At 39.2% G+C, this 25,211-nt stretch carries 25 protein-coding genes and 1 pseudogene; 19 read left to right on the forward strand and 7 right to left on the reverse strand.

The genetic code is table 11. The features are described 5' to 3' along the window. The first annotated feature begins 10 nt into the window (after positions 1-10). Positions 11-850, forward strand: coding sequence for a 5-dehydro-4-deoxy-D-glucuronate isomerase (kduI, locus tag IGJ04_RS10505; RefSeq protein ID WP_002355301.1), 840 nt, complete (start codon positions 11-13; stop codon positions 848-850). A 21-nt stretch (positions 851-871) separates the two neighbouring features. Further along, positions 872-1,660, forward strand: a complete 789-nt coding sequence (locus IGJ04_RS10510; RefSeq protein ID WP_002362994.1) for a gluconate 5-dehydrogenase — start codon at positions 872-874, stop codon at positions 1,658-1,660. Positions 1,661-1,720: 60 nt separating this feature from the next. Here IGJ04_RS10510 and IGJ04_RS10515 read toward each other — a convergent pair whose 3' ends face one another. Both IGJ04_RS10515 and IGJ04_RS10520 read right to left on the reverse strand, forming a co-directional pair. Continuing rightward, positions 1,721-1,921 carry a hypothetical protein gene (locus tag IGJ04_RS10515; protein WP_002355314.1) on the reverse strand — a complete coding sequence of 67 codons (201 nt, stop codon included), beginning with the start codon at positions 1,919-1,921 and terminating at the stop codon, positions 1,721-1,723. 106 nt (positions 1,922-2,027) lie between these two features. Continuing rightward, positions 2,028-3,509: a peptide MFS transporter gene (locus IGJ04_RS10520; protein WP_002355315.1), complete on the reverse strand. Its 1,482-nt coding sequence runs from the start codon at positions 3,507-3,509 to the stop codon at positions 2,028-2,030. An 818-nt stretch (positions 3,510-4,327) separates the two neighbouring features. Between IGJ04_RS10520 and IGJ04_RS10525 the strand changes: the two genes are divergently transcribed. After that, a complete protein-coding gene (locus IGJ04_RS10525) occupies positions 4,328-4,927 on the forward strand; it encodes a LysM peptidoglycan-binding domain-containing protein (RefSeq protein ID WP_002355317.1) in 600 nt (199 codons plus the stop codon). Between the two features lie 69 nt (positions 4,928-4,996). On the opposite strand, the gene IGJ04_RS10530 is transcribed toward IGJ04_RS10525, so the two are convergent. Next, positions 4,997-5,377, reverse strand: a complete 381-nt coding sequence (locus tag IGJ04_RS10530) for a PaaI family thioesterase (RefSeq protein WP_002361187.1) — start codon at positions 5,375-5,377, stop codon at positions 4,997-4,999. A 110-nt stretch (positions 5,378-5,487) separates the two neighbouring features. On the opposite strand from IGJ04_RS10530, the gene menB reads away from it, so the two are divergent. The 6 genes from menB to menC are packed head-to-tail and all read left to right on the forward strand — an operon-like array spanning position 5,488 to position 12,841. Beyond that, positions 5,488-6,357 carry a 1,4-dihydroxy-2-naphthoyl-CoA synthase gene (gene menB, locus IGJ04_RS10535; RefSeq protein ID WP_002391106.1) on the forward strand — a complete coding sequence of 290 codons (870 nt, stop codon included), beginning with the start codon at positions 5,488-5,490 and terminating at the stop codon, positions 6,355-6,357. A 4-nt stretch (positions 6,358-6,361) separates the two neighbouring features. Then, positions 6,362-7,828: an o-succinylbenzoate--CoA ligase gene (locus tag IGJ04_RS10540; RefSeq protein WP_438840354.1), complete on the forward strand. Its 1,467-nt coding sequence runs from the start codon at positions 6,362-6,364 to the stop codon at positions 7,826-7,828. Continuing rightward, on the forward strand, positions 7,825-9,192 hold the full coding sequence (locus tag IGJ04_RS10545) for an isochorismate synthase (protein WP_049095535.1): 1,368 nt from the start codon (positions 7,825-7,827) through the stop codon (positions 9,190-9,192). Before IGJ04_RS10540 ends, IGJ04_RS10545 begins: the two co-directional genes overlap by 4 nt. Continuing rightward, positions 9,192-10,925: a 2-succinyl-5-enolpyruvyl-6-hydroxy-3-cyclohexene-1-carboxylic-acid synthase gene (gene menD, locus IGJ04_RS10550; RefSeq protein WP_438840193.1), complete on the forward strand. Its 1,734-nt coding sequence runs from the start codon at positions 9,192-9,194 to the stop codon at positions 10,923-10,925. Before IGJ04_RS10545 ends, menD begins: the two co-directional genes overlap by 1 nt. Next, on the forward strand, positions 10,913-11,737 hold the full coding sequence (gene menH, locus IGJ04_RS10555; protein ID WP_438840194.1) for a 2-succinyl-6-hydroxy-2,4-cyclohexadiene-1-carboxylate synthase: 825 nt from the start codon (positions 10,913-10,915) through the stop codon (positions 11,735-11,737). Before menD ends, menH begins: the two co-directional genes overlap by 13 nt. Then, positions 11,738-12,841 carry an o-succinylbenzoate synthase gene (menC, locus tag IGJ04_RS10560; RefSeq protein ID WP_438840195.1) on the forward strand — a complete coding sequence of 368 codons (1,104 nt, stop codon included), beginning with the start codon at positions 11,738-11,740 and terminating at the stop codon, positions 12,839-12,841. It abuts the gene before it with no gap. A gap of 56 nt (positions 12,842-12,897) precedes the next feature. Here menC and IGJ04_RS10565 read toward each other — a convergent pair whose 3' ends face one another. Together IGJ04_RS10565 and IGJ04_RS10570 are read right to left on the reverse strand one after the other, a co-directional pair. Next, positions 12,898-13,596 carry a glucosamine-6-phosphate deaminase gene (locus tag IGJ04_RS10565; protein WP_033624804.1) on the reverse strand — a complete coding sequence of 233 codons (699 nt, stop codon included), beginning with the start codon at positions 13,594-13,596 and terminating at the stop codon, positions 12,898-12,900. A 251-nt stretch (positions 13,597-13,847) separates the two neighbouring features. After that, complete coding sequence (locus IGJ04_RS10570; protein ID WP_002361196.1) at positions 13,848-15,374, reverse strand: AMP-binding protein; 1,527 nt, start codon at positions 15,372-15,374, stop codon at positions 13,848-13,850. Between the two features lie 220 nt (positions 15,375-15,594). Here IGJ04_RS10570 and IGJ04_RS10575 point away from each other — a divergent pair, with 220 nt between their 5' ends. Next, on the forward strand, positions 15,595-15,996 hold the full coding sequence (locus IGJ04_RS10575) for an organic hydroperoxide resistance protein (RefSeq protein ID WP_002355332.1): 402 nt from the start codon (positions 15,595-15,597) through the stop codon (positions 15,994-15,996). 43 nt (positions 15,997-16,039) lie between these two features. Here IGJ04_RS10575 and IGJ04_RS10580 read toward each other — a convergent pair whose 3' ends face one another. Beyond that, entirely contained in the window at positions 16,040-16,810 is a 771-nt protein-coding gene (locus tag IGJ04_RS10580; protein WP_189656411.1) for a sulfite exporter TauE/SafE family protein, read from the reverse strand. 169 nt (positions 16,811-16,979) lie between these two features. Here IGJ04_RS10580 and IGJ04_RS10585 point away from each other — a divergent pair, with 169 nt between their 5' ends. The 7 genes and pseudogenes from IGJ04_RS10585 to IGJ04_RS10615 all read left to right on the forward strand — a co-directional run bounded on the left by IGJ04_RS10585 (position 16,980) and on the right by IGJ04_RS10615 (position 22,301). Next, on the forward strand, positions 16,980-17,783 hold the full coding sequence (locus tag IGJ04_RS10585) for a PTS mannose/fructose/sorbose/N-acetylgalactosamine transporter subunit IIC (protein ID WP_002358431.1): 804 nt from the start codon (positions 16,980-16,982) through the stop codon (positions 17,781-17,783). Continuing rightward, positions 17,776-18,593 (forward strand): annotated as a pseudogene (locus tag IGJ04_RS10590) (PTS system mannose/fructose/sorbose family transporter subunit IID). Before IGJ04_RS10585 ends, IGJ04_RS10590 begins: the two are co-directional and overlap by 8 nt. Positions 18,594-18,623: 30 nt before the next feature. Then, positions 18,624-19,100 (forward strand): PTS system mannose/fructose/N-acetylgalactosamine-transporter subunit IIB, encoded by a 477-nt coding sequence (locus IGJ04_RS10595; RefSeq protein ID WP_002355337.1) that lies wholly within the window; start codon positions 18,624-18,626, stop codon positions 19,098-19,100. A 16-nt stretch (positions 19,101-19,116) separates the two neighbouring features. After that, positions 19,117-19,968, forward strand: a complete 852-nt coding sequence (locus IGJ04_RS10600) for a MurR/RpiR family transcriptional regulator (RefSeq protein WP_002355339.1) — start codon at positions 19,117-19,119, stop codon at positions 19,966-19,968. Between the two features lie 14 nt (positions 19,969-19,982). Further along, positions 19,983-20,873 carry an N-acetylmuramic acid 6-phosphate etherase gene (gene murQ / locus IGJ04_RS10605; protein ID WP_438840196.1) on the forward strand — a complete coding sequence of 297 codons (891 nt, stop codon included), beginning with the start codon at positions 19,983-19,985 and terminating at the stop codon, positions 20,871-20,873. A gap of 12 nt (positions 20,874-20,885) precedes the next feature. Further along, positions 20,886-21,875, forward strand: a complete 990-nt coding sequence (locus IGJ04_RS10610; protein ID WP_438840197.1) for a serine hydrolase domain-containing protein — start codon at positions 20,886-20,888, stop codon at positions 21,873-21,875. A gap of 9 nt (positions 21,876-21,884) precedes the next feature. Then, entirely contained in the window at positions 21,885-22,301 is a 417-nt protein-coding gene (locus IGJ04_RS10615) for a PTS sugar transporter subunit IIA (RefSeq protein ID WP_010707846.1), read from the forward strand. 33 nt (positions 22,302-22,334) lie between these two features. Here IGJ04_RS10615 and IGJ04_RS10620 read toward each other — a convergent pair whose 3' ends face one another. Continuing rightward, on the reverse strand, positions 22,335-23,144 hold the full coding sequence (locus IGJ04_RS10620) for a DUF1189 domain-containing protein (protein WP_438840198.1): 810 nt from the start codon (positions 23,142-23,144) through the stop codon (positions 22,335-22,337). Positions 23,145-23,337: 193 nt separating this feature from the next. Between IGJ04_RS10620 and IGJ04_RS10625 the strand changes: the two genes are divergently transcribed. Together IGJ04_RS10625 and dapF are read left to right on the forward strand one after the other, a co-directional pair. After that, the gene (locus IGJ04_RS10625) at positions 23,338-23,946 is read left to right on the forward strand and encodes a superoxide dismutase (protein WP_002361201.1); all 609 of its coding nucleotides are present in this window, start codon (positions 23,338-23,340) and stop codon (positions 23,944-23,946) included. A gap of 147 nt (positions 23,947-24,093) precedes the next feature. Continuing rightward, positions 24,094-25,074, forward strand: a complete 981-nt coding sequence (gene dapF, locus IGJ04_RS10630; protein WP_086317624.1) for a diaminopimelate epimerase — start codon at positions 24,094-24,096, stop codon at positions 25,072-25,074. Positions 25,075-25,211 lie beyond the last annotated feature (137 nt).

Consider the following 25,211-nt stretch of genomic DNA (forward strand, 5'->3'; position numbering starts at 1 on the left):
GATTTTAGTTATGCAAAATATGGAAACACGTTATACACATAGTCCGGCGGATATCCGTCACTATTCAACAGAACAATTGAGAGATGAATTTTTAGTAGAGAAAGTTTTTATTCCAGGTGCAATCAGCTTAACCTACACACATAATGATCGGATGATTTTTGGTGGTGTGACACCGACCACAGAAGAATTAGAAATTATTTTGGACAAGGAATTAGGAGTTGATTATTTCTTAGAACGTCGTGAACTAGGGGTTATTAATATTGGGGGACCCGGCTTTATTGAAATTGATGGCGCCAAAGAAACAATGAAAAAACAAGATGGCTATTATATTGGGAAAGAAACAAAACATGTTCGTTTTTCTTCAGAAAACCCTGATAATCCAGCGAAATTTTACATTAGTTGTGTGCCAGCACATCACAAATATCCCAACGTAAAAATTAGTATTGATGAAATTACCCCAATGGAAACGGGTGATCCATTAACATTGAACCAACGTAAAATTTACCAATACATTCATCCGAACGTTTGTGAAAGTTGCCAGTTACAAATGGGTTACACCATTTTAGAACCAGGTAGCGCTTGGAATACAATGCCTTGTCATACACATGAACGTCGTATGGAAGCGTATGTTTATTTTGATATGGAAGAAGATACGCGGATTTTCCACATGATGGGTAAACCAGACGAAACGAAACATTTAGTAATGAGTAATGAACAAGCAGCTATTTCACCAAGCTGGTCAATTCATTCTGGGGTTGGTACAAGTAATTATTCCTTTATTTGGGCCATGTGCGGAGAAAATATTACGTACACAGACATGGATATGGTTGCAATGGATCAATTAAAATAAACTAAAGAAAGAGGAGAAAACATGGAATTTAAAATGAATGATTTTCAATTAGATGGAAAAGTAGCGTTAATTACAGGTGCTGTTTATGGGATTGGCTTTGAGATTGCGAAATCCCTAGCTGAAGCAGGAGCAACAATTGTTTTTAATAACTTATCTCCTGAATCAGTTGAACAAGGCTTGGAAAATTATCGGGCCGCAGGGATTGAAGCACGTGGTTATGTGTGTGATGTCACTGATGAAGAGCAAGTTCAAGCGATGGTCGCTCAGATTAAAGAAGAAGTCGGCTCTATTGATATTTTAGTCAATAATGCGGGAATTATTAAACGAATTCCAATGGTGGATATGTCAGCAGAAGAGTTCCGTCAAGTGATTGATGTTGACTTGAATGCGCCATTTATTATGGCAAAAGCGGTTATTCCAGATATGATTGAAAAGGGTCATGGCAAAATTATCAATATCTGTTCAATGATGAGTGAACTAGGTCGTGAAACAGTTAGTGCGTACGCGGCAGCAAAAGGCGGACTAAAAATGTTAACGAAAAATATTGCTTCTGAATATGGACAATATAATATTCAATGTAATGGGATTGGACCTGGCTACATTGAAACGCCACAGACGGCGCCATTAAGAGAACCAGGGCATCCATTTAACGAATTCATCTTGGGACGAACACCTGCTAATCGTTGGGGCACACCAGCAGACTTAGCTGGCCCAGCAGTTTTCTTAGCATCTAACGCTTCTGACTTTGTTAACGGACATATCTTATATGTCGATGGTGGAATTTTAGCTTATATTGGAAAACAACCATAATAAATAAGTAAAGGAGCGAGACTAGCAATCTCGCTCCTTTTACTTATGGCTAGCCTTCTACTAAAAACTCACATAAAAGAAAGAAGCAATCGCCACAGCAAATGAAATAATAGCAAACACTAAGCTACTCCATAGTCCTAACAGAATAAATGGTGAGGTTCTTTTGCCGCCCTCTTTCTTTAAGTAGGAAAATGTTCGTCCAGTAACAATGAATTGCCAGATACTAATCAATAAAAAAATACCGCCAATTAAGTAACGCATGTCCTCGTCCTCCTTCTATTTAGTATACTACTTGATGAAAACGTTATCAAAACGCTGTATAAAAAAGTTGCCTTTCAAAAAAGAGAAAGGCAACTTTTTTGACGGTTTAACGGACGTCACCCATTAAGTTTTGGATTGGTTTTTTCACAATGAATAAGAGAATCCCAGCAACGACAGCTACAAGTCCGACAATCCCAAAATATGCTGACTCTGTTCCAGGTGTATAGAAACGAGCAATTTGAGCGTTAATGGCTTGTGAAGCGGCATCTGCTAATAACCAAATAGCAACGGTTTGAGCTTCGAAAGCTTTCGGTGCTAATTTTGTAGTAATCGATAAGCCAACGGGAGATAAACACATTTCTCCGACAATCATAATGAAGAAACTAAAGAATAACCAAAGTGGACTCACCCGTCCTTCGGTACCATAAAGTAGACCTGGCAACATTAATAAGACGAAGGAAAGACCAGCAAAGACTAGCCCTAGTGAAAACTTCACAACTGTTGATGGTTGACGTTTACCTAGTTTTGTCCATAATGTAACAAAAATAGGGGTCAAAATAACTACGAATACAGGATTTAATGATTGGAACCAGCTAGCGGCAATAGGGAAGCCAAACAAACTCGTTTGCGTCCGTTCATTTGCAAATAGAGCAAGAATAGACGAACCTTGTTCTTCCAATGACCAGAAAACAATTGCTGCTAAGAATAATGGCAAGTAAGCCAGAACTTTTGGTTTTTCTTCAGCAGTGACATCTTTAGACGTTAACATTTTGCTGAAATAATAAACTGGTAACAGGATTCCTAACACGCTGATGGTATTAATAAAGAAATCAATTGTTAAATGTCCTGTGACATAGGCGCCACCAAAAATAAGTAAAGCAACGACAATTGCCAACATAAATGCTTTAGCAAATTTCTTTTGCTCTTCTTTAGACATTGGATTAGTTGGGGCCTGACCAATCCCAGCAAGAGATTTACGTCCTTGGAAATAATATTGTAGTAGCCCGAAGAACATCCCTACTGCGGCAACGGAAAAGCCTAAATGATAATTATATTCTTGTCCTAAAGTTCCGACAACAAGGGGAGCGATTAAGGCTCCGATATTAATCCCCATGTAAAAAATGGAGAAGCCTGCATCTCTACGTAAGTCAGTTTTTGAATAAAGATGGCCAACCATCCCTGAAACGTTTGGTTTTAACATCCCAGTCCCAAATACAATTAACATAATAGAAACGAATAAGGCGGGGACACCAAATGGGGTAGCGAGAACAATATGTCCAGCAATGATTAACAAACCACCAATAAAAACAGTTTTCCTTGAACCTAAGACACGGTCAGAGACCCAACCGCCAATGATACTGGACATGAAAACCATTGATCCATAAATGGACATGATGGCTAAGGCAGTTGCTTTGGGGAGACCTAAACCGCCATTGGCTACGGTATCGTAAATGTAATACATTAGAATAGCACGCATGCCGTAGTAACTGAAACGTTCCCACATTTCTGTGAAGAACAGTGTTGCTAGTCCTTTCGGTTGTCCCAGAAAGGATTTGTCTAATTTCTCAAGTTGTTCTTTGTCACTCATAGATAAAACTCCAATTCTTATAATATTCAGAATATTTGATAATAAAATGACTTAAATGTAGATTCATATATTTTATTACTCATAGATTGGAAAATAGAAAGAGAAAAAACTGATTATGTTTTTAAATAACAAGCGTTCGAGCGATTGTTTGTTTTTTATTCGTGAATTATGATAAAAATGAATATTTATTCTGCTTTATTTTCAATAATTTGTTTTCACAGTCGTTTTAGCTGTTCTTTTTTTGAATAAGATTAAAATGAATAAATAACAAGCAAAATATAAGATTTTTTTGTTTAACTCTTTTTGTTTCAATAGGAAGTGCTTAGTGTTTTTTCAGAATCGAAAAATGAATACGACAAAAAATTTATCTATATAATAGAAGGAAAAATAAAAATAGTGAATGATAAAAAAAATTCAAAGAAAACACCTGTTCTTTTTAGGCGTGAGTTTTTGAAAAAAACATTCTCATGTCTAGTATATTTAACATTTTGTTACTTTTTGACTGAAACGAATGTAAAAAAACCGACATTTAAGGGCTAATCAAGGGTTAGAAAACGGTTTCTCAAAAATAAAATCCTGTTTTTTTAACTTTTTTTCGCAAAATATAAACAGGGTAATATCAAGCTTCCAGCAGCTTTTTATTACAAAATGTAACAAAACCGACATTCTAGTAATAAATTGTCACGAGATATTCACCTACGGCCGGCCATTCGATGATAAAGTATGTGAAGTCGTTTCGATAAAGCGAAGCAGACGTGGTTGTTGCCGAGAGCTAAGAGCAACAATCAAATATTTTTAATTACAAAGGAGAAACATACATGAAATCAATCAAAACGATTTTACTTGGAACAACTTTGGCCGCAGGTTTAGGATTATTCTTAGGAACAGACGCAAACGCAGAAAGCTTATATACAGTTAAAGCAGGAGATACTTTATCAACAATTTCTCATCAATTTGCAGGAGACAATAGCTTAATTCAAAAAATTGCTTCTGATAACAAATTGCCAAACCTTGATTTAATTTTTGAAGGAGAACAATTAGTTATTCGTTCAGAAAAAGAAGTTGCTAATACTCCAGCACCAGCTGTAGAAGTTGCACCAGTTCAACAAGTAGTTGAACAACCTGTTGCACAACCAGTACAACAAGAAGTACAACAACCTGTTGCTCAAGAAGTAGCGCAACCAGCAGCACCTGCCGCAAGCAGTGATGCAAAAGAGTGGATCGCACAACGTGAATCTAGTGGTTCTTACGATGCAACAAACGGGCAGTATATCGGTCGTTACCAATTATCTGCCTCTTATTTAAATGGTGACTATTCACCTGCCAACCAAGAACGCGTGGCAGATCAGTACGTAGCAGGTCGCTATGGTTCATGGGATGCAGCTAAATCATTCTGGTTAGCAAATGGTTGGTACTAAAATTAAATAAACGAAGTAATCTAATTACTTATTAAAAACCATAAACAAAAAAACAGTAACCTGTAAAGATTACTGTTTTTTTTGTCGATTTGTTAAGGTACAACGCCCCACGCTCGTCAATTGGTGGTCTGCGTTATATATTTTTGCTTCCCAAACTTGAAGGGTCTTTCCCGAGTGATCGGGCGTCGCAATCACGGTAAGGCTACCATCATGGACACTACGAAGATGATTTACTTGTAAGTCTATGCCGACAGCAAAAGTGTTTTCAGGAACGTTTTCGTTCGCACCTAAACTACAGGCAGTTTCAATTAAGACGCCGTTTAAGCCCCCGTGGACAAGGCCATAGGGTTGTTTATGCACGTCTTTTACCGCTAAAGTAAGCTGACATTTCTCAGCAGAAACATGTTGAATCGTGATGCCTAAATACTCTAAAAGATGAATAGTAATCAGTCCTTTCTAATAAAAGAGAGAATAAAAGGTTTTTTATTTATTATACAGGAATGAAGAAAATTTGAAATAGCCATGTTTTTTCTTAAAATTCAAGCGACTTTTTCTCTAAAGTGCCGATTCTTGTGTATAATAGAAAAGATGAGATTAATGAAGGAGGTTTCCTAATGAGAAACTGGACAACAATTAAAGAATATGATGAAATTTTATTTGAGCAAGCAGGCAAAGTAGCAAAAATTACTATCAACCGCCCGCATGTTCACAACGCATTCACACCGAAAACAGTCATGGAAATGATTGATGCATTCAACATTAGTCGTGATAAAGAAGATGTCGGGGTTATTATTTTAACAGGCGCAGGTGACCAAGCATTCTGTTCTGGTGGCGATCAAAAAGTTCGAGGTAATGGTGGTTACGTTGGCGAAGACAACATTCCACGTTTAAATGTGTTAGATTTACAACGGTTAATCCGTGTCATTCCCAAACCAGTCATCGCAATGGTGAAAGGCTGGTCCATTGGTGGCGGCAATGTTTTACAATTAGTTTGTGATTTAACAATTGCGGCTGAAAATGCTAAGTTTGGGCAAACAGGACCAAATGTCGGTAGCTTTGATGGTGGATACGGCTCAGGTTACTTGGCGCGCGTTATCGGCCATAAAAAAGCGAAAGAAGTTTGGTTTATGTGTAAACAATATTCTGCCCAAGAAGCTTTAGATATGGGCTGGATTAATACCGTTGTTCCATTGGATCAAGTAGAAGATGTGACAATGGAGTGGGCAGAAGAAATGTTAACCAAAAGCCCGATTGCTTTACGGATGATTAAAGCCTCTTTAAATGCCGATACAGATGGCTTGGCTGGTGTGCAACAATTAGCTGGTGATGCGACACTTCTTTACTATACAATGGCTGAAGCACAAGAAGGCCGAGATGCATTTAAAGAAAAACGGACACCAGATTTCGATCAATTCCCTAAATTCCCATAAACCAATGACTTGGTTAAATAAACAAGTACAAAAACGTCCCGATCATCCTGCTTTTTATTTTCAGGATGAATCTTGGACGTTTTTAGAAGTGCAACAAGAAGTCAGCCATTGGGTAGCCACATATCAACAGGTGCTTGCACCAGAAGAAAAACGTGTGGCTTTATTCAGTAAGAACAGCAAAGAGTTGTATTTTTCAATTCTAGCCTTATGGGAATTGGGGAAAGAGTTATTATTTTTAAATACGCATTTGACACTTGCTGAACTGACTTTTCAGTTAAAAGATGCGCAAGTTAAAACGATTATTGGTGCGCCTGAAACGCAGGCTTTGTTAGAGGAGATTTCTTTTGTCGACGTTCAGCCAATGGTTAAAAAACAGCATAGTCTTTCACGTCAGGAGTTTCAACAGCCAAGTGACTTAGAGTCGGTGGCTTCTATTATGTATACATCTGGAACTACAGGACAACCTAAAGGGGTCTTGCAACGGTTTAAAAATCATTTTGCCAGTGCTAGAGGCACCCAAGAAAATATGGGGATTACTGCTGAAGATTGTTGGTTGTGTGCAGTCCCATTATTTCACATTAGCGGATTGTCGATTGTTGTTCGACAACTCGTCTTAGGTTGTAGTATTCGCCTTTACGATAAATTTGATGAACAGCAAGTGACACAAGATTTACAAGAAGGCCGTGGAACCGTCATTTCAGTGGTTGCGACAATGTTACAACAATTATTGTCTGTCTATCCTGAGGCTGGCTACAGCGCCAGCTTTAAAGGAATGCTATTGGGCGGCGGACCGATTGCACCGGATAAATTAGCGCAGTGTGAGGAAAAAGGGATTCCAGTCATTCAATCTTACGGGATGACGGAAACGTGTTCGCAAGTTGTTGCCTTGAAATTTGAAGATGCGGCGCTGAAAATCGGCTCTGCTGGGCAACCGTTAAAAGATATGCAGATCAAAATTGTTGATGAACTAGGACAAGAACAGCCAGAAAAGCCAGAAAAGCAAGTCGGGGAAATTTTACTTAAGGGACCAAACGTTGTTTCAGGTTACCTTAACCAGCGTCAACCTGAAAAATGGACAGCAGATGGTTGGTTTAAAACAGGCGACATGGGCTATTTAGATGTACAAGGGTACCTGTATTTGGTTAGTCGTTTAAGTGAACTCATTATCTCTGGTGGTGAAAATATTTACCCCACTGAGGTTGAACAGGTGTTACAGGCGATAACAGGAATTAAAGCAGCGGCAGTTGTAGGAGAACCAGATGCGCAATGGGGAGCCGTCCCAGTTGCATATGTGATTAGTGACCAAGAAATCACCTTAGCGCAAATTCAAGACCAGTGTTCACGAAAACTGGCAAAATATAAACGACCGAAACGCATTTATTTTTGTCATTCTTTTCCGCAAACAGCAAGTGGAAAGATTGCCAAACATCGTTTCATGACAGAAGAAAGAGAGGCGTTTTTAATCAGATGAAATTGCCTGATGAATTACGACAAGCCTATCAGAAGAATGCCCGTCAGTTCAGTTGGGTTTTTCCATTAGAAACAGAACAAACAGCCTTGGCAATTTTTGCCGCTGGTGAAAAGGCATATCAAGGAGAACGTTTTTTTTGGCAAACGCCGAAAAAAGATTTTGCTTTGGTTGGCTTCGGATATGAAACTATCTTAAAAGGCGCAGAAACAGAAACGCAGCAATTGAACAACTTTTTAAAAAAAGAGGCGGCAACTCGTTTTCAAAATATGTCTATTTCTGGTACGGGGGCTCTTCTGTTTGGCGGTTTGCCTTTTGATACAGAACAAACGCCTACTGAGGCCTGGGGAGAGTTAGGGGAAGGTTGGTTTTATCTACCAAGTATTCTATTTACTTTTTCAGGTTCACGTATTTATGGAACGCTGAACTTTTCAGGTTCTAGTGAACAAGAAGTCGAGGAACGTTGGTCGACTTTGGTGGCTCAGTTTGATCGCTTGTTAGCTACCTGTGAGGAGTTGCCAGCTGTAGCGGAAACAAAGATTGACAAGGAAGAAGTTGCTGTGACTGAATGGCTACAAGCTGTCAACGAAACAGTATCAGTCTTAAGAGAAGATGGCCCTTTAAAAAAAGTGGTTTTGGCTCGACAACTTGCTGTGAGCAGTCCTGAAAAAATTCGAAGTAACCAAGTGCTCGTTAATTTAATGGCACAACAACAAAATACGTATTTGTTTGCTTTGGAAGCCAATGACACAAGTTTCATTGGTGCAACACCAGAACGACTTCTGTTGGGTACTAAAGAAACGTTTGCGACCGCTTGTATTGCAGGAACCATTAAAACGGGTCAAACACCAGAAGAAACGAAAGCTTTAGGAGCACAACTTTTGCAAGACCGCAAAAATACCGGAGAACACCAAATTGTGGTGGAACGTTTAGCGAAAGAGTTGGCGAAGATGACGACTTCTGAAAACAGTATTCAAGCACCCATTATTTTGGAAAATCGAGATGTACAACATCTTTATGTGCCAATCTCGGGTCAACGTAAGCCGGGAATTTCGTTTTTGGAAAGTGTGATGCAGCTACACCCAACGCCAGCTTTAGGCGGTGAGCCCAAAGAGTTGGCAGTCGAATGGATTCGACAATATGAGCCAGGGAGTCGTGGGCTATATGGTGCGCCAATCGGTTGGATTTCAGGGAATGATGATAGTGGCGAGTTCGCTGTGGCCTTGCGTTCAGGTGTCTTTGCTGGTCAGCAAGGCGTTCTTTATGCAGGTTGTGGTATTGTTGCGGATTCCCAAGCAGAGCTAGAAAGAGAAGAAACGAAAATAAAATTTCAACCGATGTTACGAGGAATTGGAGGGCAGGTTTAATGAATCATCAAGAAACAATGACCGATTATTTAACGGCCTTTATTGAAGGCTTAAAAAATAGTGGGATTGAACAAGCAGTCATTAGTCCAGGATCCCGTTCCACACCACTGGCTTTATTACTTCATCGGGAAACCGCAATCCAAACTTTTGTCGATGTCGATGAACGTTCCGCTGCTTTTTTTGCTTTAGGATTAAGTAAAGCGAGCCAAAAACCAGTGGTCTTACTTTGTACCTCTGGAACAGCAGCTGCAAACTATTATCCAGCAATTTGCGAAGCCAATATTAGCCATGTGCCTTTAGTCGTTTTAACAACGGATCGGCCACATGAGTTACGTCAAGTTGGTGCTCCTCAAGCCATGGACCAATTACAAATGTATCAAAATCACGTGAAATTATTTGTTGAAATGGCTTTGCCAGAAGCAACAGAAGAGATGTTGAATTACGCCTATTGGCAAGGCGCTAAAGGAGCAGCATTCGCGCAACAAACGCCTGCTGCACCTGTTCATTTGAATTTTCCTTTGCGGGAACCATTATTACCTGACTTAGAGAGAAAAACAAAGAGTTCTCAACAAACGGCTTTATTCGCTGGTCAATCAATCCTTTCTACAGAACAAGTGCAACAGTTAGCGGATCAATGGTACCAGAAAAGCGGCGTCTTGGTTGTCGGTGGCAGTCATACAGAGGAAGAAGCGGCGTTATTTATTCAATTAGCCGAAGCTTTGCAATGGCCGTTACTAGCGGATCCTTTAGCAAACATTGTGACATATGGGCGAAATAGTGAAGTTATTATTGCACACAGTGACCTGTTTCTAAATGTAGCGACCTTGCCACAAGAACCAGAAGTGGTAGTGCGTTTTGGTTCGCTGCCAATTTCTAAAAACATCATGTTATGGTTGAAACGCTTAGCAACGACAGAGACTGCTTTTTATTTTGTGGACGAAAATGGGCAATGGCAAGAGCAATTGAAAAAATCACAAACAGTTATTCAGGCAAAGGAAACCACGTTTGTAGAACAACTGCTAACGGTTGTCAAACCAACAGAAGCGACTTGGTTAGCACAATGGCTCCTGCTGGAAAAAACGGTCTCTGAAGTTCTTCTAGAAACGCTGAACGCGACAGAATTAAATGAAACAACAGCCAGCTTAGCTGTTCACCAAACGATGAAAGAGAACGGTCAGTTATTTGTATCTAATAGTATGGCTATCCGCTACTTAGATCGATTTATGGATAGTCGCCCTTATCGGATGTTTGGAAATCGCGGCATCAACGGGATTGATGGGATTGTTTCAACTGCTTTAGGAATGAGTGCCATAGAACCGACACAGCAAAACGTTCTACTGATTGGTGATTTAGCGCTATATCATGATATGAATGGTTTATTTTTGGCTAAACGTTATCAGTTGCCGTTAACAATTGTTTTATTAAATAACAATGGTGGCGGGATTTTCTCTTTTCTATCTCAACGAACTTTACGTGAGGACGATTTCGAGCCTTTATTTGGAACACCGCTTGATTTAGATTTTTCGTTAGTTGCTGAACTTTACGGTGCTTCGTACCAAGAAGTCAAAACAATCGTGGAGCTCAAGCAAATTTTACAAGTAGCGGCTGAAGAACCACAATTTCAAGTGATCGAAGTCAAAGGAAATCGCCAAGAGAATGTTCATTTGTACGAATCAATTTTAGCTGAAATTGGTAGACGAGTAGAAAGACAGGGGATTTCATGGAACGGTTAATTCGGGGGATGCAGTACCATTATCAATGGTTAACACCTTTTGATGCAAAGCGAACGACACTAGTCTGTTTACACGGTTTCACAGGAACGTTAGCCACGTTTGCAGCCGTTTTCCCCAGTCAAACACCTTATAACGTTTTAGGCATTGATTTACCTGGGCATGGCGCGACTGCTAGTTTGGTAGCACCAGAGCGTTATACCATGAAACAGGTTTGCCATGATCTTGCTGAACTAACCGAATCGCTAAATTTGCCTTGCTTTTGTTTATTAGGCTATTCAATGGGCGCACGAACAGCTTTAGGTTTTGCATTACATTATCCACAAAAGGTACAGCATCTTTTATTGGAAAGTGGATCACCAGGTTTGGCCACCGCCGCAGAACGTCAGGCTCGTATCTGTCAAGATCATCGTTTGGCGGAACATCTCTTAGAGGAACCGCTTGTGGATTTTATTGATTTCTGGCAAGAATTACCGTTATTTCAAACGCAAAAAACCTTGTCTGTGGCACAGCAAATGGCCATTCGGCAGGAACGTTTGAGCCAATCGGCCTTTGGATTGGCTAGTAGTTTGTGGTATATGGGTACAGGAGCGCAAGAGAGTTACTGGGAACGTCTAGCAGAATTGCAGCCGATTCCTACCGATTTATTGGTAGGCGGCGAAGATCAAAAATTTATTGGGATTGCGAAAAAAATGCAGGCACGTCAACCGTTGTTGAGGCTGACAATTTTTCCTGAAGCAGGACATTGTATCCATTTGGAACAACCAACGATTTTTTATGAAAAGGTGACAGCGTTATTGGAAGGAGCTATCTGAATGAACATTCAATCAATTGAAACCTATCAGGTTCGTTTGCCTTTAAAAACGCCGTTTGTCACGAGCTATGGTCGCCTGGAAGAAAAAGCGTTTGATTTATTTGTAATAACGGATGAGCAAGGAAATCAAGGGTTTGGCGAATTAGTGGCTTTTGAGCAACCTGATTATGTGCAAGAAACGTTGGTAACCGAACGCTTCATCATCCAACAGCATTTAATTCCGTTACTTTTAACAGAAGCGCTTGAACAGCCGCAAGAGGTTTCAACAATTTTTGAAGAAGTTAAAGGGCATTGGATGGGAAAAGCTGCGTTAGAAACTGCCATCTGGGATTTATATGCCAAACGGCAACAGAAGAGTTTAACTGAATTTTTTGGACCAACGCGGAGGAAAATTCCTGTAGGGATTAGTTTAGGGATTCAAGAAGAGTTACCTCAATTGCTTAAACAAGTTCAGTTAGCTGTAGAAAAAGGGTATCAACGAGTGAAGCTGAAAATTCGTCCCGGTTATGATGTGGAACCCGTTGCTTTGATTCGTCAGCATTTTCCTAACTTGCCTTTAATGGTCGATGCCAATTCAGCGTATACATTGGCTGATTTGCCTCAATTGCAACGTTTAGATCACTATCAATTAGCGATGATTGAACAGCCTTTTGCTGCAGATGATTTTTTAGATCACGCACAATTACAAAGAGAACTGAAAACAAGAATTTGTTTGGATGAAAATATTCGTAGTCTCAAAGACTGCCAAGTGGCGTTAGCATTGGGCAGTTGCCGTAGTATCAATTTGAAGATTCCTCGTGTAGGTGGGGTTCACGAGGCGTTGAAGATTGCCACATTTTGCCAAGAAAATGATTTATTGGTTTGGTTAGGTGGCATGTTTGAGTCTGGTGTTGGACGCGCATTGAATTTGCAATTTGCGTCACAGCCTACTTTTTCCTTTCCAGGTGATATTTCAGCAACGGAACGCTATTTTTATGAAGATATCATCACTGAACCTTTTGTTTTAGAGCAAGGGACAATGACCGTGCCTCAGGGACTTGGTATTGGTGTTACACTTTCCCAGACGAATTTGCTAAAATACAGTCAGTATCAAAAAATCATGTAATGATAACAAAATTGCGCCTATGACTATGCAGAGAAGCATAATCTAGGCGCAATTTTTTATTTTTCTAATTGACTCGCTGCGGCTTCATCCAAGAGAACCGTTAAATTTGGATGGAGTTGAAGAATAGAAGCAGGATACGTTTCTGTGACAGGTCCTTGGAGCACTTGTTTGACCATCTGAGCTTTTTGTTCACCATTTACAATTAGGACAAGATGCTTAACTTTCATGATGCTGGCTGGCCCCATCGTAACAAAGGTCATGCCTGGCTGCATCATTTCAGGAACAAACCAAGGCTCTGAACCAGTGACGGTCACTTGATAGGTTTCATTTTTAAAATGAGTGGTAGTGGGCATGTTCCCGCAAAAATGACCATCTGCTCCTAAGCCAATTAACATCAAATCTAAGCCGCCTGCGTCAGCAATCCGTTGATCTTGTTGTTGAAAGTTTTCAACAGTTAATGGATGGATGTTTTGCTCGGATATTTCCGCAGGTGTCAAATACAGCGTCCGCAAATCTGTCAGAGTAATGCCTTCCTTTTGATGAGGAACGGGGATTTCATCAAAGTTATAATAATGAACATTATCAAATTCAGATGAATTTTTCACAATCGAGGCTAATTTTTGGTAAACAAGTGTTGGCGTTTTGCCAGCGGTAATTGATAAATTCACTCGTTTATCTTTGCTCATCGTGCTTAGAAGTAACATTTTTGCCCATTCGCTCATCGTGTCGAAATCTTGTTTAATTAAAATTTTCATACTTGCTCACTCCATTCTTTGAATAAGCTAAGTATAATTTGTGGGAACCATCCCATGTCAAGCTCTTCACAAAAAGGATTTAATTAACGGTAGACAAAAGAAAGAGGAGCAGCCGTCAAAACGATGGCTGCCCCTCTTTTTAAAACTTAAGATAACCTACAACGAGTTAACTTTTTAGCTTTCTGTTCCACTTGCTACAATGCTAATCTAAACGTTCTTTTGACCAACACTGTTTAACAAAGAATTTTATTTTATTGTTCTTTTAACCATTTTTCTAGTTGTAAACGTTGCACTTTCATAGTAGCTGTGTGAGGGATTTCATCAAAAGCCATAATGATAGGTTCGTTTAAATGTGGTAAATCGGCTACTTGTGTCCACCAAGCGTCCCAATCCATTTCTTCCCCAGGGACAACCGCTAAAATTGGCTGAGGTTCATTTTCTTTGCCACGGACAATAATCACTTCTTCTAAGAAATCTAATGCATCCAATAAATGATCTTCAATAGCTAAATTACTGTCGATGTTTTCAATTAGATCTACTTGGCGATCTTTCAAGAATAAGTGGCCGCGTTCATCTAACATTCCGTAATCGCCGCTGTCCCACCATTCGCCGTAGACATTTTCTGCAAAGCGGGCATCTTCTTTGTAATATGTTAAGGCCCGTCCTTTTGATAAGAATTGGATATGGCCGTCCGTCATCGCAGGTAAAACTTGTCCTTTTTCATCAGTAATTCGAGCTTGTGTTAAATCCTCTAAACCAACGCCCATGTCACGAGCATCTGAATCTTTTAGAGATTCTAAAGTATGCGCTCGTAAGATCATTGGCCCGCATTCACTTTGTCCATAAACTTGTAGGAAAATTGGTTCATTGGCAGCAGATGCTTTTAAGAAAGCCACCATTGTAGCGTTGTTAATTGCATCAAAAGTAGAATGATAATAATGGACACTAGCGAAAGCTTCAGGTTTTTCTTTGGCCAAACGAACCCATTGAACGAAGTTATTGGGGTGTGTTTCTACAGCGATTGGTTGATAGGTGCTGAACATTTCAGCGACTTTTTCGCTCGAAGCATTTGCTAAAGGCATCATAGGGAAGCCCATGGCCATTAAAGAAGACACGCCAATGTTAAAACGAGAATGAACTGGCGAAATATGAAAGCCAACTAATTTCTTTTCAGCAATTTTTGTAAAAATGGTTTTTTGCCATTTTGTACGCCAACCCATAGAGTGATTGGAATGACAGATAAGTTTAGGAATACCTGTTGTTCCAGAGGTGTGGGTCATGTAGGCAATTTCGTCTTTAGTCAGTTCGTCTTGAGGAACTTCCGTGGCATCAGCTTCTAAAAGAGAAGCAACCGAAAGTTTTTTATTGGCAGAGCTATTACGAACAGCTTGAACTTTTTCAGCAGTCACATCATCAAATAAAATATAAGGATCTTCTAAACGATCAACGAATACTTCAATTGTTTCAAAAGGTAAATGGTATGAAACCATTACAGGAACGGCTGCTAGATATGAGGCCGCAACAGCTAGTAAATACGTGTCGAATTTAGGACTTTTATAAATAATAATTTTGTCGCCTTTTTTTACACCTAAAGCGGCTAATTGATATGCCCGTTTCAAAATTTCTTGATGGCTTTCACCATAAGTTGTTTCTAAGCCAAGTGCAGGAAAAGCAGGCAAAGATTCATCAAAAATAATTGGAACAGTTGGTGTTTTTTCTGCGGCTTCTTGATAGTTTGTGTAGAGGTTTAATGGTTGATAATCAAGTAAGTGTGTCAAGGGAAAGTCTCCTTTGTAAAATAGTTTGTGTACAAATGTACAAGTTCACTTTATCCTATCATAGAATGGGTTCTTTTTCTACGTCAAAAATACAACGTTAAATGTTATTTTTTATTATTCACAAGCACAACGTTTGCTGTATCTGACAAAGTTTCCTACAATAATTATGTAAGTAACAAGTTCTCAGAAGTGTAAAACTTTACAAAGGAGAGGAATTTACATGAAAAAAATCTATGAAACAACTATCATTAATACTGGTGGACGTGCAGGAGAAGTTCACTCACCGGATAAATCATTTTCTTATGCGGTTGCTTCGCCAGGTGTCAAGAAAGAAAATACAACAAATCCAGAACAATTATTCGCAGCGGCTTACAGTGCTTGCTTTAACGGTGCATTAGAATTAGTGATGGATCAAGAAAAAGTCGAAGGTAAAAGTACAGTAACTGCACGTGTATCCTTATTCCAAGGAGAAGATGGGTTTAGCGTTGGTGCTGAATTAGAAGTTCACATTGATGGAGTAGATCAAGCTAAAGCAGAAGAACTTGTTAAAAAAGCCCACGAAATTTGCCCATATTCTAAAGCAACAAGAAATAATATAGATGTTAAATTAACAGTGATTTAATTAAAAAAGAAGCGCTTTGTCATATAGACAAAGCGCTTCTTTTTTAGATAACAGTCCACAAATTATACATATTTAACAAAATAACTAAAAAAACAACTAAACTATAAATTTGGGCGACCCGTTGTTGAGATAATTTTTTACTGAAAAGACCGCCGACATAACCACCGAATAAAGCGGCAGGAATAATAGCCCAAAGCATTGTTAAATCAAAAACCGCAAACCCTGTGGTCAAGCCGATATTGCCAAGTTTGGCGAGTTGGGAGAAAAAAATAGTAATGATGGAATAGACAGTTGCTGATTTGATATCCATTCCAAAAAAGAGAATAAGGCAAGCTACATTAATGGGACCGCCACCGATGCCTAAAAAGGTTGATAGAATCCCTAAGCCTAATCCGACAATCAGAAAAATGCTCAATCCGTTGAGGTGTAAGTGCCAGTTGGAAAATTGATTGTAGAGAAGAACCAAAACCAAGGTCACCAACATGATGATATATTGGATTAGTTGTACTTTTTCTTCATTTGGCGCTAGTGCAATCGCCTGATTAAGAAGTAAATCACCTAACATACCGCCGACTAAGGAACCAAACGAAATACTCGCGGCTTTTTTCCATTCAATTTGGACACCATTTTGATACTGTTTATAAGTCGAAGAAATGGACATGACAAAAACAGCGACACTTGAATAGAACGCAATACTATTTAACGAATGGAACCCAAGAAAATCCAAAACAGGCTTAATAATGACGCCTCCACCCATCCCAGAGAGCGCCCCAACTGTATTGGATAGAAAAATAGTTATGAAATAAATCAGCAAAACCCGCACATAATCACTCCTAAACCGTTTTCTTTTAGTATAGCATAAAAATTATATAAGAAATGTAATTTCATTTGAAAATATTTTTAAAAAGAACTTGAAATGACATTTCTTTAATGGTATTCTACAAATACAAAAAAGAAAACGCATTCAAGGAGGATGAGAAAGCATGACAGTATCGATTGGTATTATTTTGATTTTATGTCTTTACACAGTTGTTGGTGTACTTGACCAAATTTCTATTCAGATTGGTCCATATACACCATTGTTTGCTGCAACGTTTACTGGCCTAGTCTTAGGAGATGTTCAAACAGGTTTGATGATTGGGGCAACGCTTCAATTGATGACATTAGGCGTAGCGACTTATGGAGGAGCAACAGTCCCAGACTTTCTTTCAGGGGCCATTATGGGAACGGCTTATGCAATCATTTCAGGGAAAGGGGCAGAGTATGGTATCGGAGTTGCGGTTCCGATTGGGTTATTATTAACACAACTAGATATTTTAGGCAGAATGGCTAATACGTTTTTCCAACACAAAGCAGATCGCTATGCGGAAGAAGGCAATTATAAAGGGGTCGAGCGCTGCAATGTTTTAGGAATTTTTCCTTGGACGATTTCTCGTGTCATCCCAGTATTTATTGGCCTAGCTTTTGGTGAACAAGTTGTAAACGCTATCAATAATTGGATTCCTATTTGGGTGATGAATGGGTTAAAAGCAGCAGGTGCTATTTTACCAGCGATGGGGATTGCTATTTTAATGCGTTACTTGCCAATTAAAACATACTGGCCTTATTTTATTATTGGGTTCGTGTTACTTGCTTATGGGGCCCAATTCTTCTCAGTTTTAGGTGTCGCACTGGTTGGCTTGGCTTTAGCAGCGATTTATGTGATGAATCATAACAAAGGCGGCGCAGCTACAACAAGTGGCACGGTTATTTACGAAGATGATGAGGAGGTTGAGATTGATGACTAACAAATTAACAAAAAAGGATATTAATAAAGTTTACGTCCGTAATCTTTTTGGCTATCAGTGGGGCTGGAACTATGAAAAAATGCAAGGACTTGGTTACGCTTGGGTGATGATGCCTGCATTAAAGCGACTATACAGTGAAGATCCAGTAGCTATGAAGAAAGCCTTGAAGACACATCTTGGCTTTATGAATACAACGCCAGCCATGTCGCATTTAATTGTCGGAGCTGATATGGCTTTGGAAGAAGAAGTTGGCATTGAAGATGAAACGGCCATTACTGGTTTGAAAACAGGTCTAATGGGTCCGTTTGCTGGTGTTGGTGATACCATTTTTATCGCGATTTATCGTGCGATTGTTTTTTCGATTGCAGCTTACATGGCGCAAGGGGGCCAGGTTGTTGGGTTACTGATCCCGTTAATTGCCGGAGCAGTGGTCCTATGGGTTCGCTATAAATTCACTTGGATTGGTTACCATCAAGGGAAAAAATTGCGACAGAATTTGCGGATAAAATGAAATTGTTTACGCAAGGTGCAGCTATTTTAGGGTTAACGGTGGTCGGCGGTTTGATTCCTTCGGTAATTACTTACAAATTAGATTTAACTTATAAAATGGGAGATGTAACATTATCTGTTCAAGAAATGTTGGATAAAATTTTACCCGCATTAATTCCTTTAGGGATTGTTCTTTTATCCTATTGGTTACTAGGGAAAAAGAAAATGAATTCAACACGGCTAATCTTTGTTTTAATTTTAATTGGCATGGTTTTAGGTAATTTACAACCAATGTTGGCTTGGGTTGGCGGTTTATTTTAAAAAAATAGTATATAATAGGAGAGATTTATTATGACAATTGTACATGCAAGAGTAGATGAGCGTTTAATTCACGGACAAGTTGCAACCGTTTGGACGAATACGGTTGGCGCACAAAGAATCATGGTAGTAAATGATGCCGCTGTCAAAGATCAATTACAAATTGGTGCCTTAAAAATGGCTAAGCCTGCAGGAGTTAAATTATCCATTTTATCGAAACGTAAAGCGATTGAAAAAATTTTAGCAGGCAATTATGATGAAGAAAAAGTCTTTTTAATTACGAAAGACATTGCAGACATGGCGGCTTTAATTGATGGCGGTGTTCCGTTACAGAGCTTCAATGTCGGCAATATTTCTCAAAAAGAAGGCAGTCGAGCAATTAAAAAATCTGTTGCATTAACCGATGAAGATATTCAAACTGTTCGTCGTTTAACAGATAATGGGGTGACTATTACCGCACAGATGATCCCTTCTGAACCAAACGAAGCAATTTTAACTTTCATAAAATAGAAATGGAGATGAGAAGATGGAGCCAATCCGTTCAATCAGACAAAAATATAAGGACTTTTCCAAAGTAAATAAGAGAATCGCAGACTATATACTGAAGGATCCGACCCGTCTTCTCTCATTAACAGCAAACGAAATTGCTAGCAATAGCGAAACTTCTCCAGCATCAGTTACCCGTTTTTCTAAACAATTAGGGTTTGACAGCTGGGAAGAGTTAAAACTATCCATTGCAGCGGTACAAGCTGCCAGTAACGGTAAAAAAGATATTGATCCAATTGTAGCGGCAGATGATTCGGTGGATACTATTTGTATGAAAGTAGAATCTTTATTAAATGCTACGATTGAGGATTTATTTTATACAGTGGATAAACAAGCCTTGGAACGAGCAATCGCGCATGTTAAAAAAGCGGAAAAAATTCATTTGGTTGGAATTGGTGCCTCTTCTTTAACGACTTATAATCTTTATCACAAGTTTAACCGCGCTGGTCGCCAAGCAATTTTTAATTATGATAGTCACATGATGTTGGAGTTTTTAAATTATGCAACGGCACAAGACATTTTGATCACGGTCTCCTATAGTGGTTTGACAAAAGAAGCCTTAATCGCCTGTGAAATTGCCAAAAATAGAGGTGCAACGGTTATTTTTATTACCAGTAACGATGGAGAAAACGTGCGATCATTGAGCGATGAAGTTCTTTTAGTCCCCAATAATGAGCACCTCATTCGAGTTGGGGCTATTTCATCGATTGCTTCGTCAATGGCAATTGGCGATGTTCTGTATTTAGGTTCAATTCAAGATGATTTAGACACAGAAATTGAACGCAATATGATTGAAACGAGTCAACTTGTCAGCCGTCTAAAAGAGAAGTAGGGGTGTGCAAGCAAATGAACTTAGAAGGATTAACGACAGAAGCCAGAAATGAAGCGACTAAAAAGATTGACCAAGTGTCAACATTAGAAATGGTAACTTTAATAAATCAAGAAGACCAAAAGGTAGCACAAGCAATTGAAAAGGTGCTTCCGCAGATTGCTACAGCAATTGATGCAGCGGCAGAACGATTTAAAAAAGGGGGCCGTTTAATCTATTGTGGTGCAGGAACGTCTGGACGTTTAGGTGCTTTGGATGCGATTGAATTAACGCCCACATATAGTGTGTCGCCAGAACGCGCATTTGGTATTTTAGCTGGTGGTGAAAAAGCAATGTATCAAGCAATTGAAGGCGCTGAAGACTCGAAAGAATTAGCTATCGAAGATTTAACGCAACATCAATTGACTGCCCGAGATGTCGTAATTGCGATTGCTGCTAGTGGTCGGACACCATATGCTGTTTCCGCAATTGAATACGGAAAAAAAGTGGGCGCTCTAACCATTTCAGTTACCTGTAATAATCAAAGTCCGATGAATCAATTGGCGGAAATTGGGATTGCGCCAATTGTAGGACCGGAAGTCATTACAGGGTCAACTAGAATGAAAGCGGGTTCAGCACAGAAAATGGTGTTAAATATGTTTTCAACAGGAATTATGGTTAAAGTAGGGAATATCTATCAAAATTTGATGGTCAATGTACAACCAACGAACGAAAAATTAATGCAACGTGCCACGAATATCATTAAAGAAGCAGCAGAAATCGAGGAATCGCAAGCCAAAGAATACTTGGAGGCATCACAGCTAGAAGTGGCACCAGCCATTGTAATGGCGAAAGCCCACGTTGATTTTCAAAAAGCCAAACAACTATTAGCAGAACATGACGGACGGATTTCAGAAGTTTTAGCATAGAAGTGGTGAACAATGAATCAAATCGCAATTCAAGAAACAATTCAGAGACTGATTAATCAGCAAGTCGTTCCGGGTGTCGCTTGGGGGACGATCACAGAAGATAGCTTATCAGAACAGTATACGGGCTTTTTAGGTAATACTGGTCCATTTGCAAGACAAAAGATTTCATCAGCTAGCCTGTATGATTTAGCGTCCTTAACGAAAGTTATTGGGACAACAAATCGAATGTTACAATTAATCGATACAAATCAGCTTACTTTTTCAACCACTGTGGGGGAAATCCTACCTGCTTATCAAGGACTATCTTGTTCGATTGGGGAGCTTCTACTGCATCAGAGCGGACTGCCAGCTGATGTTGTCGATAAGAAAAATGTCACAAAAAAAAGCTTGCAAGAAATCATTTTAACGCATTCGTTATCTGAACGAGGGAAAACCACTTATTCTGATTTAGGGTATTACTTATTGGGAGAAATTATTCAAGTATTGGATCGCTGCTCATTAGAAGAGAGCTTTCAAACATACGTATTTCAACCAATGAACCTACAACATACAAGTTTTACGGTCAGCGATTTTGCCCAGGCAGTGCCCACAGAGATTACAAAACAACGCGGCGTTATTCAGGGAGTGGTCCACGATTCGAAAGCCTATCAGCTGAAAGCGCCAATCGGCAGTGCAGGTTTATTTGCAACTTTACCAGATTTACTCACTTTTGTTCAATGTTTTATGAACAATCGCTACCCGTCTGGCAAACCATTATTTTCTGAAAAAATGTTCACTGCTCTCTGGTCTATGAACCAAGGGGGACGTACATTTGGTTGGGAAGTGAAAAAGACGCAAGCAGGGGCAGACTATTTGTATCATACTGGCTTTACTGGAACGGCGATTGGTATGAAAAAAGAGACCAAAGAAGCCCTAATTTTGTTGACGAATCGGATTCATCCCACTCGTGAAGAACGTGGCTTTCTGAAAGCACGAACAAAAATTTATCAGCAGTATTTTTAGGAGGATATGATGAAACCAAAATTAATTTTAATGAGCCATGGACGGATGGCAGAAGAAACCTTAGCTTCTACTCAAATGATTGTCGGGGAATTAGCAGATGCTGCGATTGTGTCAATGACCGCAGAAGATGGCTTGAGCGGCACGCAAGCAAAACTGGCAGCAATCTTAAAAGAAGCTGGCAATGTCCCGACGCTTGTATTAGCTGATTTAAAAGGAGGAACACCTTGTAATGTGGCTATGATAGCCATGGGCACTTATCCGCAATTGCGAGTAGTCGCTGGACTTAATTTAGCAATGGCAATTGAAGCAGCCGTCTCACCTGTGGAAAATGTGGATGAATTAGCTGCATATTTAACGCAAATTGGCCAATCTGCGGTGACCACGATTGACTTACCTGAATTAACAGATGAAGAATTTGAAGAATAGCAAAAAGGTGTTGTCTCAAAGACAACACCTTTTTTAAGAACCAGGGATATTCCGTGGTTCGTTTTTGGTTGTGACAAAGAAAAAGAATAGACTCAGTAAAATAACTAGGATGCCATCGTTAAACATCGGATTTACGAAGTTTAAAATAGCACTTAAGATGACCGGCACGGTAGCACAATACGTAATAATTTTTAAACAATCAATCAAACGTAAAGAATAAAAACGTAATTTTGAATAGAGAGATGCACCGATAGCGGCAATCAGTAAGTCTAAAACTAAACCGATTAGAACAGGGTAGATAGCCACTAAAAAGACAATGAGTTTTGTCCACCAAGGGATTGCTGCTTCGCTTAGCGCAGTCTTGATACTCTGAGCGTTAACGCCATCTAAGGTTCCTTTACTATAAGGGAAGATAAATTGGTCGGTGCCTAGAATTGATTCAGTTGCGCCTGAATTTGGTAAGGCGACTACAAATTCATCTTGTAAAAAAGCCAAACCAAACGCATTACCAATTAAATCCTTTTGGACATCAGCGGCTGTACGTTTTCCATCTGGATCAAACGTAAAAATAATCGAGTCGGTTTGATAAATAAAACCAGATTCTTTGGCCTTTGTTTGCAACGTGCCATTTTCAATAGAAAAGTCAGACAACTTTTCTGCAATTTTTTGGCCATCTTGTTGCACCTCTTGTAGCACAGAAAAGACTTGTTTGGTAATAGGTAGTGCTAAAATAGCACTTAAAAAAACAGCATAGAGAATTACTTTCCAAAACGCCATTTTTTTCGCATGCCGTAATTCTGAAACTGAAAAAAAGGCCTGCTTAAATAATTGCAATGTATTCATTTATTTACTCCTCACATCGTTCTTCTACAGGTCATTCTAGCGAATTTATGAGGGAAACACAAGGTAATCTCCCTCTTTTGTAAAACTTTTCTTTTGGCAAGCAAACTATTTTGTAGAAAGCGGTTCACTCTGTTATCATAATAGTTGTATGAAAGACGTATGTTACATACTAAAAAATAGGGGGATTTAAAAAATGACTTACACATTACCAGAATTACCATATGCTTATGATGCATTAGAACCTTACATTGACGTGGAAACAATGCACTTACACCATGATAAACACCACAACACTTATGTGACTAACTTAAACGCAGCGATTGAAAAACATCCAGAATTAGGCGAAAAATCTGTAGAAGACCTAATTTCAGATATGAATGCTATTCCTGAAGATATCCGCACAGCCGTTCGTAACAATGGTGGCGGCCACGCAAACCATACATTCTTCTGGGAAATTATGGCACCAAATGCTGGTGGACAACCAACTGGCGCTATTAAAGAAGCAATCGATGAAACATTTGGTAGCTTTGATGAAATGAAAGCTGCTTTCAAAACAGCTGCAACTGGCCGCTTTGGTTCAGGTTGGGCTTGGTTAGTTGTGAATAACGGTAAATTAGAAATCACTTCAACACCAAACCAAGATTCACCATTAATGGATGGCCAAACACCTGTTTTAGGTCTTGACGTTTGGGAACATGCGTATTACTTAAAATATAAAAACGTTCGTCCAGATTACATTGAAGCATTCTGGAACGTTGTTAACTGGGATAAAGTAAACGAACTTTTTGCTGCAGCAAAATAAGTTTGCCAATTGTGAAGGAAAGAGTCAAATGACGGCTGTCATTTGACTCTTTCCTTTTACAAATCCAGGGTCGAAATAGTTGTTCGTTTATGGCATACTAAAGTAAGTAGGGAAAGATAACGGATACATAAAGAAGGAGCTAAAAAAATGAATGTTATGATGCAAAAAGTACACGGGTCAGAAAATGATTTCTTTTTATTGGATGAAACACAGTTTGAGCGTTCTTTAACCGCTGAGGAAATTGAGCAATTGCGCATCCAGTTATGTTCGCGGGAAACAGGATTATTGGCGGGAGCAGATGGGTTACTTTTGGTAGGAGAAGGGACTCACGGCACGTCCAATGCTAGAATGCGAGTGATTAACAGCGATGGTAGTGAAGCAAGCATGTGCGGGAACGGCTTGCGTACGGTTGCCCGTTATTTAGCTGAAAAAAACCAAGAAAAATCATTTACAGTTGAAACAATGTTTGCAGATTTGAAAGTACGTCAAGCCCCCAATTTAGCTGAAGAAGTAGCGACTTACCAAGTGGAAATTTCGCCAGTAAGTTTTGAAGCAGTGACTATCCCAATGCATTTAGGGGTCCAAACATTAATTGATGAAATCGTACCAGCCTTATCTAACACCATTCGCTTTACAGCGGTAGCAGTGCCTAATCCGCACCTTGTAGCATTTGTGGATCACGAAACCTTAAATGGTCCAGAATTTGAACGAATCGCTACCTATGTAAATAATGAAAATCCATATTTTCCAGAAGGGATAAATGTGAGTTTTGTTGAAATTCTTGGCAAAAATCAACTATTTGTTCGAACGTATGAACGTGGTGTAGGTTTTACAAGTGCTTGTGGGACAGCTATGTGCGCAAGTAGTTTACTTTATACGTTATTGAAAGATGGTGTTTTTTATGAAGAAATAACCGTCAAAAATGCTGGAGGTATGGTGAAAACAGTCGTCCACGAAACGTCAGATGGCAGTTATTGGATGGAATTAATTGGGAATGCCACGATTACGCATTTGATTGAAGGATCACTGACTGATTTACTAAATGGTGCATTTGAGAAAATAACTATTACTGAAACGAATGAACAAAAATATTATCAAGAATTTCTGCAAACACTTTCTCAAAAATAACAATTGTTCCTTGATAAAGCGCTCTTTTATTTTACAATTGTGTTAAGTTCTTGTTCCAAAAAATAAAAAATATTGCTTGAATAAGCAAACTATGAGAAAATAAAGGGCATGAATTAAGAATTATTCTTAGATAAACG

This window comes from Enterococcus sp. AZ050 (assembly GCF_051715085.1).
GTDB classification, from domain to species: Bacteria; Bacillota; Bacilli; order Lactobacillales; family Enterococcaceae; genus Enterococcus; species Enterococcus faecalis.